Annotated in this window: 12 protein-coding genes; 5 read left to right on the forward strand and 7 right to left on the reverse strand. The window is 38.8% G+C overall.

The features are described 5' to 3' along the window. Positions 1–626: 626 nt before the first annotated feature. Positions 627–1046, reverse strand: a complete 420-nt coding sequence (locus JWR87_RS03420; RefSeq protein ID WP_147204532.1) for an RNA-binding protein — start codon at positions 1044–1046, stop codon at positions 627–629. Positions 1047–1927: 881 nt separating this feature from the next. Here JWR87_RS03420 and JWR87_RS03425 point away from each other — a divergent pair. Next, a complete protein-coding gene (locus JWR87_RS03425) occupies positions 1928–2083 on the forward strand; it encodes a hypothetical protein (RefSeq protein WP_297815600.1) in 156 nt (51 codons plus the stop codon). A gap of 307 nt (positions 2084–2390) precedes the next feature. On the opposite strand, the gene rplI is transcribed toward JWR87_RS03425, so the two are convergent. The 4 genes from rplI to JWR87_RS03445 all read right to left on the reverse strand — a co-directional run bounded on the left by rplI (position 2391) and on the right by JWR87_RS03445 (position 7065). Continuing rightward, positions 2391–2837 (reverse strand): 50S ribosomal protein L9, encoded by a 447-nt coding sequence (gene rplI / locus JWR87_RS03430; protein ID WP_297815601.1) that lies wholly within the window; start codon positions 2835–2837, stop codon positions 2391–2393. Between the two features lie 9 nt (positions 2838–2846). Continuing rightward, positions 2847–3113, reverse strand: a complete 267-nt coding sequence (gene rpsR, locus JWR87_RS03435; RefSeq protein ID WP_147204530.1) for a 30S ribosomal protein S18 — start codon at positions 3111–3113, stop codon at positions 2847–2849. A 3-nt stretch (positions 3114–3116) separates the two neighbouring features. Beyond that, the gene (gene rpsF / locus JWR87_RS03440; protein ID WP_297815603.1) at positions 3117–3473 is read right to left on the reverse strand and encodes a 30S ribosomal protein S6; all 357 of its coding nucleotides are present in this window, start codon (positions 3471–3473) and stop codon (positions 3117–3119) included. A 388-nt stretch (positions 3474–3861) separates the two neighbouring features. Further along, positions 3862–7065, reverse strand: a complete 3204-nt coding sequence (locus JWR87_RS03445) for a choice-of-anchor J domain-containing protein (RefSeq protein WP_297815605.1) — start codon at positions 7063–7065, stop codon at positions 3862–3864. Between the two features lie 272 nt (positions 7066–7337). Between JWR87_RS03445 and htpG the strand changes: the two genes are divergently transcribed. Continuing rightward, positions 7338–9245 (forward strand): molecular chaperone HtpG, encoded by a 1908-nt coding sequence (gene htpG / locus JWR87_RS03450; protein ID WP_297815607.1) that lies wholly within the window; start codon positions 7338–7340, stop codon positions 9243–9245. A gap of 250 nt (positions 9246–9495) precedes the next feature. Here htpG and JWR87_RS03455 read toward each other — a convergent pair whose 3' ends face one another. Next, positions 9496–9771 carry a hypothetical protein gene (locus JWR87_RS03455; protein ID WP_297815609.1) on the reverse strand — a complete coding sequence of 92 codons (276 nt, stop codon included), beginning with the start codon at positions 9769–9771 and terminating at the stop codon, positions 9496–9498. Positions 9772–9969: 198 nt separating this feature from the next. Here JWR87_RS03455 and JWR87_RS03460 point away from each other — a divergent pair, with 198 nt between their 5' ends. Beyond that, positions 9970–10284, forward strand: coding sequence for a hypothetical protein (locus JWR87_RS03460; RefSeq protein ID WP_297815611.1), 315 nt, complete (start codon positions 9970–9972; stop codon positions 10282–10284). A gap of 81 nt (positions 10285–10365) precedes the next feature. Here the strand turns inward: JWR87_RS03460 and JWR87_RS03465 are convergent, their stop codons facing one another. After that, positions 10366–10662 (reverse strand): hypothetical protein, encoded by a 297-nt coding sequence (locus tag JWR87_RS03465; protein ID WP_297815613.1) that lies wholly within the window; start codon positions 10660–10662, stop codon positions 10366–10368. 233 nt (positions 10663–10895) lie between these two features. Here JWR87_RS03465 and JWR87_RS03470 point away from each other — a divergent pair, with 233 nt between their 5' ends. Next, on the forward strand, positions 10896–11648 hold the full coding sequence (locus JWR87_RS03470) for a DUF481 domain-containing protein (RefSeq protein WP_297815615.1): 753 nt from the start codon (positions 10896–10898) through the stop codon (positions 11646–11648). 118 nt (positions 11649–11766) lie between these two features. Beyond that, positions 11767–12714 carry a hypothetical protein gene (locus JWR87_RS03475; protein WP_297815617.1) on the forward strand — a complete coding sequence of 316 codons (948 nt, stop codon included), beginning with the start codon at positions 11767–11769 and terminating at the stop codon, positions 12712–12714. Positions 12715–12885: the final 171 nt, after the last annotated feature.

Below are 12885 nucleotides of genomic sequence, written 5' to 3' on the forward strand. Positions count from 1 at the left end.
ACCGAACAGAGAAGTTAAGTCCCCCATGGCCGATGGTACTGGTACACCAACCGGGAGAGTAGGTAGCTGCCATATTTATTATATCTCTAACCCTTCACAAATCAATGTGAGGGGTTTTTGATTCTATCATAAATTGGCGCATCAATTTTACCCGTGTCTTCATTATTGCTTAGTAGCTTCATCGTTCTACTATGTTTTGGGAACTTCAGGATCAGGAGTGGCTCGGGCAAAACCTTAATTTCCTTAAGATCTATTTTTTAAATTGGGTATTGTTCCCGATGTCTTTCATTTTCAGCAGTTTTACTTTAATCGAGATAATCCTAGAGTTTTTTATCTCCTTGTTATCACTATAGGTTTAATCTGCCCGCACACCTGTATTACCAATCTTACTTTCAAAATAAAATTTTAATACTTGTCTCTTATTGATTGCCTTCCTGTCTTTCAATAAGGTTTTTTATTATTTGCGGCACTTCCGTTTCTTCCTCTATCATTTTCATAAATTAAAGACACCTAGTAATAGTGATCTTACCATTTGCCAGTCTTCCGGTAACCTTTCTAAAACATCTATCTGTATAACAAAAAAAGTCCGGCAATAGCCAGACTTTACAGTTTTTTGAGTAACAGGATTAATAACGATTGTATCCACCACCGCTACCGCCAGTGCTTCCACCGCTACCGCCACCGCGATTGCGATTAAATCCACCACCACCGCCGCTTCCGCCACGGTTAAATCCACCGCCACCGCCGCTTTCGCCGCCGAAGCTTCTCTTTTTAAATCCACCACCACCAGAACCGTCTTTTGGACGTGGCTGTGATTCGTTAACAACGATTTTGCGACCCATGATGTCGCTTTCGTTTAACTGACTGATTGCAGTACGACCTGCTTCATCATCAGACATTTCTACGAAACCAAAACCTTTGCTACGGTTACCGTTAAATTTGTCGGTAACAATTTTTGAAGATACTACCTCACCGAATGGAGTGAATAAATCGGCTAAATCCTGCTCAGTCATTGTCCAACTGAGGTTTCCTACGTAAATGTTCATTTGTAAAAAATTAAGAAAATAAAAATAAAAAATCCATAATGAACACAGTGAACAATATACCAGAGAAACATTTACTTAAAACGTCCAGAGAAAAATTGTGAAACTGTAAAGATCATTAAGGCCAAAACGAAGATAGACATTTTATTTATAAATCAAATAATTCTTGAAGAATAATATTAATGTGTACAAGTTTTGTAAAAGCCTTCACTTTTCAAGGGGTATAAATGAATTTAGAACAGGCTTTAGACACCACGTCTTGCTGTTTAACGAATGGGATTGTACAAGAACGCTATAAGCGCTGCTAATGTCTCGTTAGTTTCAACTTAAAATGAATTTGCCTAATCAAAAACTCTTTGCAGCCAAGCCTTTCCTCGAATGGATTATTACTTCTTGCAGAGTGTGGTTCTGCTACCTGAATGAGTTTAAAATTGACCGTTCGCGGTCAATAGAAGAGTAGAACTTTTAAAGCTGCAGGCAAGGGGTTTTGATTTGTATAAAGCAGGGTTATGAGCAATAAAGTAGTAACAGAAAAAGAGAATAAAAGATGGTTGCAATGCCACTGATAAAACCAAACTCAGCTGGAATAGACATTTGATAAGGCAGTACCTGGGGATGCTTGGACGAGAGCGTTTCAAGGTGTAACTGGTAAATTCAAAACATGCAAAAATGCAACCCGGGCGGAATACAGAGAAAGATGGTTCAAGGCGGATCCAGAAGATGCACGGGTGCGGGTTTCTAAAGAGTTCCTATTTACCTTATGAGCAGGGCAATTTGTGGCCCGTGGTAAGATACGGCAGAACGTTATACAAGGCGGCTGCGGTTTTGTGAACCGGATGCTAAATCAAAGGAATCGATGGTCATTCAATTCCTTACCATTATTAGTGACATTAGAAGTAACAGGCATAGCTGTTGTAGAAGCAATTATTGGAGTAATAGAAACTGAAAAAGCAGCGACAGAAGAAAGTGATGCTGATAACTCTAAAGGCGCTAAAAAAGGTGAAAAGATGAGGAGGAAGGACAAGAACCCCCATCTTTGAATGTAGGAGGGTTGTTGCAGAAATACATGTGGATGTACTCGCTATTTATAATTTTAGTGAAACAGGTAACCTTGAAATACTGTCAGAAATAGACTAAGCGGTGGGGAAAGCGGAGCGCACGTTAGGTCGTGGCTAAAGTCCCCAATAATATAATATCCGGCGGAAAAATCATAAGGAGTGCGACCCATCCATCTTACATAGTCGCAATTCAACTTACACCATAACAACCTCTTCAATACTACGCTGAATGCAATAAAAAAGTCCGCCTAAAAAAGACGGACCTAAAGTCATTATAACAATGGAGCTATTATTCAGCTACAACTTCAAACTCAACATCAGTAGAATTACCGTTGCCAAAATCAATGCTTGCTTTGTATGTACCAAGTTCTTTAACCTCATCGTTAATTGAAATCCGCTTACGGTCTATTTCGTAACCTTTTTGGTCACGAATAGCGCGGCTGATCTGTAGCGATGTAACACTTCCGAAGATCTTGCCACTTGTGCCGGTTTTTGCCCCAATTCTTAAAGGAGATTGGTTTAGAACAGCAATTACGCTGTTGATCTCAGAAAGTAGTTTAGCTTCTTTCTTCGCCAGCTGCTTTTGCTTTTCCTGCATTTGCTTTAGGTTAGAAGAGTTCGCTTCAACAGCTTTTTTCTGAGGAATTAGAAAGTTACGTGCATAACCATTTTTAACGTTCACTAACTCGTTAGTGCCGCCTAGGTTGTCTACGTCTTGAATTAATATTACTTGCATGGTTGCCTCCTACTTTAAAAGATCAGTTACGTAAGGTAATAAAGCCATTTGACGGGCTTTTTTGATTGCTACAGAAACCTTGCGCTGGTACTTAAGAGAGTTACCGGTAAGGCGACGAGGTAACAATTTACCTTGTTCGTTCAAAAATTTCTTCAGGAACTCAGCGTCTTTGTAGTCGATGTACTTAATGCCATACTTTTCGAAACGGCTAAATTTCTTTGCACGCTTCTCTTGTTTGATGGCCGTTAGATACTTAATTTCATTTGCTTTTGCCATGATTTACGCCTCCACTGCTTTTTCGTTTCCTGTTGGTAAGCCACTTCTCTTTTTGTAGTTGTACTCGATGGCATACTTGTCGAGTCTTGTAACCATGTGACGAAGCACCTGTTCGTCTCTCAGGAGCTGGATCTTCAGCTTCTCATTGAAGTCGGATTGCCCTTTAAATTCCGCTACCCAGTAGATGGCTGTTGTCTTCTTCTGGATGGGGTAGGCAAGTGATTTTAATCCCCATGGGTTGGTGCTAACGACTTCACCACCATTGCTGGTGATCATGTCTAAAAATTTGCTCTGAGCGGCTTTAAAGTCCTCTTCAGAAAGCACCGGGGTAAAAATCACCATCAATTCATAATTGTTCATTAATCCCTGATTTGATTGTTAAAAAATAATTTGGGCTGCAAAGGTAAGGGTTCAACATTAGAAACCGATATTGAGTTTGAAAAGAGATGAGAGGAAAGGTTAGGAGATGGTTAAAAAACTCAACTTCACAAGATAAATACACGCCTTTTGGAAATACCTTTTCTATTTTACTTATTTTTTGGCTACAAACATTTGTACTTTGATGAGTCATCGTTGCGTCGCATTACGTTCATCTGACAGTAATGCTATTAGCGTTTTTTATGTTTTGCTTTTGGAGCCGTTGCTAAGAGATGTGCCACACCTTATAGAGTGCAGCACATCTGCATTTATTGTCTGACAAACGAAACTCCTTCGTTCGAGCCTACAAAAGGCGTTGAAAAGTTAGAAATTATTGTATCATTAATTTCTCAGTTATTACGGTTTTGTTATCTATGATTTTTAAAAGATATAGCCCCTTAGATACAGCGTTCAATTTTAATGCTGTTCTGGTTGCACCATTATTGACTAACTGTTGCGCAACTATTTTACCATTGATATCTACCAGTTGTATTAATACCTGCTCTCTAACATTATTTAAAGTGATATTAACAACATCTTTTGCAGGATTTGGGCTAAAGCTAACTGTAACACCCGAACCTAAAATTACATTCAACACTTTAGACAGTTCCTGTTTGTTATCCTTATCAACTTGTCTCAGGCGATAATAATTATAACCATCGTACGGGCTGTTATCAGTAAAAAAATAGTTTTGCTGACTGGAAGTTCCACCGCTGGCTGCTACAGTTCCGATAACGTTGAAGTTAATCCCATCCGCACTACGTTCTATTACAAACTCTTTGCTATTAATTTCCTGTGCTGTTTTCCACGTCAAATCAACGGAACTTGCTTTTTTAGCAGCGCTAAACTCAATTAGCTTTGTTGGAAGGCTCGTGCCATCAAATGCATAACGGCTGTAAACAGGGTAGTGGTCAGTTGTTGTAGAACCATAATTTGATACGAGGCTTGTGACATCTGTAAGTACGCTTGCAGAGCCGCTTATGTAAAAAGGTCTCATTTCATTAGATACAACTACATGGTCAATCATGTCGCTGAAGCTAAGGCTAGACTTTTTTCCAACACGGCTAAGAGGCAATGTAAGTGTAGGGTAATTAACCGAGTCGTTTACAAATGAGGAGTAAGAAGTAATGCGTGGAGTAATTCCTGAAGTGATCGTTGAGTCAAAATCATCGTTGAAATCGCCCAAAATAATAATGTTGTCTGTAGGATAAGTGGTGTTCAAAAGTTTGTACAGCGAGTCAGCCCCTTCCTTTCTGCGATTATAAGAAGTTACGGTTGGGGAGGTATTTGCTTTTGCATGTATTACAATAAACTTGATGTTTTTGGTAATACCATGTAAAGTAACATCTGCATTCATCATAAAAGGATAACGCCCGCTTGACCAGTTGTCGTAATTTTTACTTGCCGCGTCCCCGGCAGTGTTTGTCGCGAGGTTAAGTAAAGGGGTTGTGGTTATGTTACTAAACATAGAAGTCTTGTAAACAAAACCAAGTTTCTGAGCTTCTGATAAAGGACCGTCGCCAGTGACGGTCGGATTTGTATGAGACCCGTAATTAGAAACGACATAACTATACCCCGGCATTGACCTAACTACGTTTCCAAGGCGGGTTGTGTCTACAATCTCTACCAAAGCGTATAAATCTGCCCCGATATTCTGAAATATTTTCTTTACGTTTTGTTCCTGAAGGCTATCGTTTGCAGGACCGTTAGCCGAACTTCCAAACCATTCAATATTCCAGTTTACTATTTCAAGTGTCTTACCAGGATCGATACTTGTTCCTGTAAGGTTTATGGTGGTGGTTAAACCTGATGAAGCAACTGTTACAGTGCCATTGTAGTTCGTGTCGTTTTGTGTTGGATTGAATCTTACAAAAATTGTATCAGCTTTATTATTAGCTGCAGCTTGTGGCGATGTGATTGAGTAACTAAAATCAGTGCCATTTAAAGAAAGCAGAAAATTAGCACTAGAAGTAAGCGTAATATCAGATGTTATATCATTTCCGGTGACGACTAAAGTCTTTGTAGTGCTGCTTCCCGAAGCGGCGTAACCAAATTGAATATCGGAAGTATTTGTTGCAAGATTTGCTGAAGGCGGATTTAGTGAATTGTCTATGCTAATATCATCTAATGTCCACCGGGCACCCTCTTCGGCAGTAGCTTTATAGACAAAGGCGAAATACACATTGGATTGTTTAAAAGCTGAAAGATTGATTTGCGAAGAAAGTGTCCAGGTGTCTGAAGCCTGTGAAGGAAAACGTCCTTCAATATCAGTCCATGTTGCTAATCTTGGATCTCCTGAACCGGAATAATTTGTAGAGACTTTTAATTGAAGGGGTGAACCATTGAATGCCGTCCGGCTATAGAAAGTAAGCAAAGGATACGTGGTGGCAGTTAAGTTTAACGGAGGTGAAATAAGCCAATCTTCGTTAGGAACGTTGGTGCCTCCACTAAAGCCATTAATCTGAATACCGTTGGGAGCGCTTCCGGATGGTGAATTTAAAGAGTCTCTCCCAAACGTTGTACATGCCCAGGTTTCAACGCCTGTAATACTATATTGCGTAAAACCTTCCGTAAGGGCTGATGAGCAAACACCGAAGGCTGCATTCAATAACAATCTACCTGTAGTAAACTTTAGCGTACTGTTTCCTGAAATACCTGCAAAATCATTATTAGCTGTGTCTTTGAAAGCACCAGCAGCTATTTCAATAAAATAACCGGTATTTTCAGATAAACCTGAATAAGAAAACGTAACAGATTTATCGGATACACTTACCTCGCTTGAGGTTACATCAATTGTTTTGATGATGGTATTATCTGAGAACTTTTTAAGATTGATATTTCCGGTGCCTTTTTTTACGGTTTCAGCGAAATTGAGGGTAGCGTTGACTGATATTGCAACGTTAGTAGCATTGTTTGCAGGTGATGAAGCTGTGATGGTTGGCGGTGTTACATCAGCAGTTGCACCGGATGCAGTGGGGCTTGGAGAGCCTGTTTTAAAATCAGTGCTGTTATTATTGGTGTCGGTACCAGTAGGGGTTCTTTGAATGGAAGTTGTATTGGATGGAGCCGGAGCAACTGCACCTTCGAAACAGGTAGCGGTACCAAAACCAACAAGGTCGATTATTTGGGTTCCGGTTGGGCAGCTTCCGGAAAGAGCAGTGGAGTTATTAACTAACGCAACTTTACCTGTTGTTCCACTTAAGCTCAGATTTCCAGTAGCATTTGGCGTTGGCAGGTTTGTAGTACCCCCTGTTCCTGCAGCTTGCTGTATCAGGTAATAACTTTTGGGTGGAATTGAACCTGACAAAATTGTTGTGGCCCAAGTAGTGCCTGTTGCAGATGCATACTGCACCGTCCAGCCACTGACAGTTACAGCAGCGTCACCGTTATTATATAACTCAATAAAATCGTTCTTGTATGTAGTACCTGAATTACCGCCTCCACCGTATACTTCGTTAATTACGACTTGCGCTTTAGCTGATAAGCTTACTAAAAAGATGAAAACAGTAAAAGCCGGAAAATAAATTTTTTTCATTTTTGATATTTTTTCAAAAGGTGAACGGAACTGCCGGACATTATATGAAAGAATTAGCTATACGGGCAAATTTAGGAGATATGGTGTACTAAAGATTGGGAGATAGAGGAACAAATTATTAAGTCGGTAAATACAATTGACAGAGTGTCAGAAATTGCAGGATGGCACTTGCTTTGTTAAAACCTTGCCCAATAGCACTAACAATTGTTGCAGTGTGCGACGCAACGGCTGTTGACCAAATCTGAAATGTTGACATCATAAAAATAAAAACTATGGCTAAAGGAAGTATCAGGGTGCAAACGGAAAACATTTTTCCGATCATTAAAAAATTCTTGTATAGTGATCACGAAATTTTTGTGCGTGAATTGGTAAGTAACGCGGTGGATGCCTCCCGCAAGTTGAAAACGTTGTCGTCAATTGGTGAAGCGAAAGGTGACCTCGGTGATTTGAGAATCGACGTTGAACTTGACGTTAAGGAAAAGACTCTAAGCATTATTGACCGCGGTGTTGGTATGACACAGGAAGAAGTTGATAAATACCTTAACCAGGTTGCTTTTAGCGGAGCGGAGGAATTTCTGAAAAAATATAAGGGCCAGAATGAGGAGAACATTATAGGAAAATTCGGTTTGGGTTTCTATAGTGCTTTCATGGTAAGTGAAAGAGTAGAAGTGTATACTAAAAGTTTTAAAGATGAGCCCGCGACTTATTGGAGTTGTGATGGCAGTCCGGAGTTTGAATTATACTCAATTGAAAAGCCTGACAGGGGAACTAAAATTGTATTACACATAAACGAAGAAAGTAAGGAGTTTTTAGATGCCGACAGAATTAAAGGAATTCTAACCAAGTTTTGTCGCTTTCTTCCTGTTCCCATTTATTTCATTGATAAAAATGCCGTAACAGAAGATAAAGAAAAAGAGGGTGCGGAAGAAGAAAAGCCAATTAATAATACTACTCCCGCCTGGACAAAAAAGCCGGCAGATTTAAGCAAAGAGGATTACGAAAACTTCTATAAAGAACTGTATCCTTTTGGAGAGACTCCTTTGTTTTGGATTCATCTTAACGTAGACTATCCGTTCAACCTTACAGGTATTTTATACTTCCCTAAAATTAAACAGAGCTACGAAATTCAGAAGGATAAAATACAGTTGTACAGTAACCAGGTGTTTGTAACGGATGAGGTTAAAGATATTGTTCCTGAATTTTTAATGCTGTTGCATGGTGTAATTGATAGCCCTGATATTCCATTAAACGTTAGCCGTAGCTACTTACAAGGCGATCCTAACGTAAAGAAAATAAATGCACACATAACTAAAAAGGTTGCTGACAAACTTGAAGAAATATTCAGAAACGAAAGACCATCATTTGAAGAAAAATGGGAGAGCCTGGGACTTTTTGTTAAGTACGGCATGATGACAGACGATAAGTTCCTGGATAAGGCAAACAAGTTTTTGGTAATGGAGGACGCTCTTGAGCAAGACGGTAAAAAGAAGTTTTATACACTTGATGAGTATAAAATGGAAGCTGAAACTTTGCAAAAAAATAAAGATGGTAAAGTTGTTGTTTTATATACCACTGACCCCGTACAACAAGATGCTTATATACAGTCAGCGCAACGCAAGGGTTATAAGGTTATAAAGATGGAAACTTTAGTTGATGCTGCATTTATAAATCAGATGGAAACAAAATGGGAGAATGTACAATTTACCCGTGTAGATGCTGACATTACTGAGAATTTGATTGATAAGAATGAGGAACAATCGAGCGTACTGAGTAAAGAGGAAGAAGAGAAACTAAGGGGCCTTTTTGGAATACAAATTCCTGAATTACATGTGACAGTGGAGGTAAAGGGGTTAAGTACTGATGCACCTCCGGTTGTTGCTACCCGGCCAGAATTTATGCGTCGTATGAAAGACATGGGGGCAATGGGTGGTGGTATGGCGAGCTGGTATGCAAACATGCCTGATGAAGTAACCCTGACAGTAAACGGAAACCACAAAATTTACCAGGCGTTATTGAAGGAGGACGATACACAGATGCAGGAAAAACAGGTTAAAAACCTTGCAGACCTTGCCTTGCTTGGACAGGGATTACTAAAGGGGAATGCACTTACTTCATTTATTAATCGTAGTGTGGAATTGATGCAGGGAGAAAAGAAATCAGATCTTGTTATTGAAGCCTAGTAACATAATTGTCAAGAAAAAGCCGTCTCAAAATTATGAGCGGCTTTTTCATTTTTACCAAATTCTGAATATTTTTCCTCCGGTTCAATCTTTCCTTATGCGGTTCGCACAAGATATGGGAAGGAATAATAAGACCCTACCTGTAACCTGATAGCAACGATTTTGTATGATGAGGTTACATAAAAAAAGCACCTGATAAGGATGCTTTATAGAAATTATTCTTGTATTACCGGTAATCTTGGGTTTGGTCCTAGTCCTGTTGATCGTTTGCACCTTCAACAATGACGGGTAATTCTTCATCCAAATTACCCTCGCCAACTAATCCTTCATTGCGCATTTCGCCGTCACCAATATTTGTAACTCCATCTTTCTTAGGCTTGTCTACATCATAATAATGATCCTTCTCATTCGTCTTATCGTTCTCAAACTCTTGCTTAGACTGTAATACCCCATCTCCGGCGAAAATTCTACTTGTATCGTTTTTTGCTCCTAAAGCTTCTTCAGCAGCATTCTGTTCTTCGTTCATTATTATAAGTTTTAAAATTTCTCTTATGGTTACCAAAGTTGTGCCACGAGCATAAAAGTAAATTTTGAATAATACTACATACAATCCTATATTAAACCTCTATGGCCGTTTGATTCAGGGTAAATAAGCAGAAGCAATGGCAGGAAAATTGCACTTCTGCTTCTATTCACTATTATCTCAAACAATCATTCTACAATTATGACACTTCATCCAAATGAATTTCCGATTACTATCCAGGCGTTTGACATAAGTGACAATAAAGAGTTTTTTGTTGCAGAGCAGATTGTAAATAGTCAACAAGAAGTAGAAACCTTTTCTAACAGGTACGCAGGTAAGGTAATAAAGGCAAAGGCACTATCATCAACCGAGAAAAGTACCACTGTTACCAAGACCCGCAAGAGCACAGGATCAGGTTTGAGAGTTTTTCTCTTGATTTTAATTATTCTGATTATTCTGATAGCAGTCGGTTTTTACACAGGTTGGATACAGAGAAATACAGGTATTTCACTATAAAGTACAGGTGTAGCCTTAATGATAACTAGACTTATTGTTGATGGGTCCGTTCTCATTCAACCCAATTAAAAACAGCGTCAGTCACTTAGAATTGTCTGCTAAAAAAGCTTGTACTAATTTTTCCCATTCATCATTCAAACTATCCGAAGGTCTTGTCTTTCCTGCACGGTTATACCAGTAATCCGCATTCCAGATATCACCTTCTTTTCTATGCAGATAGGCATGTACCCAACACGCCTTTTTATCGTCTAAATCATCCACCAGGTTATGCGCCGACTTCCAGTTGTCTTTCGCATCGAACCATAATGCTTTCAGGTAAACCGATAATTCGGGTGGTGAGTTTCCTCTTAAACTTTCGGTGAAGGTTGATAAATGCATACGCTAGGTTTATTTCTAAAGATAAAACTCAGTAGTCAGAAAAGATCTCAATGGTTATTAAAAAGATCTGTTTAATTGAGGGATATGTAGCGCCGACAGTTATAGTTGAGATATTGGCTTAAAATACGGTACGAAAGGCTACATTTTCTGATACCTGCTGACGCGGGGTAAGAGACGGTAACAATTACAATGGTTCAGTTTTTATGAATTAATATATTAAGACAGGTTTTATTATGGTTCTATTACTGCACTTTCTGATTTTTATTGCTTTTTCTATTACCACCTTTGGCCAGTTGATTGTAAATGTTGAAAATAGCAGAATTCAGTCAGATACAACAGGCTGGAATGGTAGTGTTGGAACTTCCTTTTCTTATAGCAAAAATGTGCAACAAATTCTTAATATCAATGCAACTGCGCATGTGCAATACAAAACGGAAAAAGATTTATACCTTCTGTTAGCCAATTATAACAGGCTTACCAATTTTAATCAGCAGTTGCTTAACAACGTATTTTACCACTTAAGGTACAATCGAAAGCTAGGAAAAGTAGTACGGTGGGAAGCATTTACCCAGTGGCAGCAAAACAGGATTAGCAATATTGATTTGAGGGCTTTGTTTGGTACAGGACCCCGGTTTAAAGTACACGAGGATAAGAAATTTAGAATATATTCGGCTGCTTTAGCCATGTATGAATACGAGGTTGACCGCGATCCTAGAGTAGTGCTTCATGATATTCGAAGTGACAATTATGTTTCTTTTACCTTTAAGCCAAATCCTGTTTTTGATGTAACAAGTACTACTTTTTATCAGCCGCTTTTTAAGCAGTTTAGTGATTTTCGAATACTGAATCAGATTGTATTTAACATTAAAGCAACGCGGCATTTTTCCATCTCTACCAACTGGGATTATTCTTATGACTCCTTTCCTGCGCTCGGTACTCCGAACGTAAATTTTACTATCACAAACGGTTTTAGTTATACCTTTTGACCGTTAATTGCACTATATGTTCGGGGTTTTAATTACATACTTACCCTCATAAGTATTACGATGGAGGAATAAGTTTTGCACCTTCAATTTTTTGAATAAATACGTATTATACACTGTTATGATAAAATTAATTCCTCTTATTTTTCTTGTTTTTCTAATGGGTTGTTCCATCTCGCCTAAAAAAGAAAGTCCGTTGATCGTAAAAACGATCTTACCTAAAGAATTAAAGGAAATATCAGGAATTACTTCGGTAGGAGACGACCTGTGGGTGATAACAGACAAACCTAAGTCAAGAGTTTTTAAGCTGAGTGCTCAAGGCAGGCTTTTACAAATTGTAAATGTTTCAAATGTTGAAGCAACAGATGTTGAAGCAATTGCTTCTGACGCTACTTTTATTTATTTGGCAGATGTTGGTGATAATATGGGAGATAGGGTAGAGCGAAAAGTTATTAGAATTGCTATTGCAAGCATTCCTGCAGGAGAGGAAGTTGAGATAACTGGTGAGACAATTGAATTTACTTTTCCAAACGAGGTTGTAGTGGAAAGCAAGAAGCAAAATAACTACGACTGTGAATCCATGTTAAGCTTCAAAGACTCCTTGTATTTTTTTACAAAGGACAGAGAAGATAAGGAAACTAAATTGTATGCTATTCCTAAAGCTCCTGGTAAGTATGCAGCCCGGTATATCAATACTTTTAATAGTGAAGGACTAATTACAGATGCCGCGTTAAACAAGGCAGGTAATGAACTAGCGCTACTTGGATACCGCAAGGGTCATACTTTCCCGTTTATTTATTTATTCAACGATTTCCGGGGAGAAAATTTTTTTTCCGGCAAACATCAAAAGATTGAGCTGGCCGATAAAAACTGGGATTGGCAACTGGAAGGAATAGCTTATGGCAACAACAACAATCTCTACTTTTCGTGCGAGGAAACCAAGGAGGTGACGGCCACCTTATATGGAATAAACAGGAGTAGCCTTTTTAAATTAGCAAAACAGAAAAAAGAGAAGAAAAAGACTAAAGATAAAGAGGAGACAAGTGAAGATGAGCGTTTGAAAAGGTAGATCTTCTCATTCTTACTAAAACAATTTATCTAAACCGCATCGGCCTTATTACTCTTCCTTTTTGGGCCATGCCCCATTCTCTTCTTACGCTAATTCATCCCGCAAATCTTATTTAATCTGCTCTCAATACGTGAGAGGTGATAGTAATATGAACCGGTGCGTTCTGCCGCT

Origin of the sequence: Segetibacter sp. (assembly GCF_025963695.1) — a bacterium.
Lineage (GTDB): Bacteria > Bacteroidota > Bacteroidia > Chitinophagales > Chitinophagaceae > Segetibacter.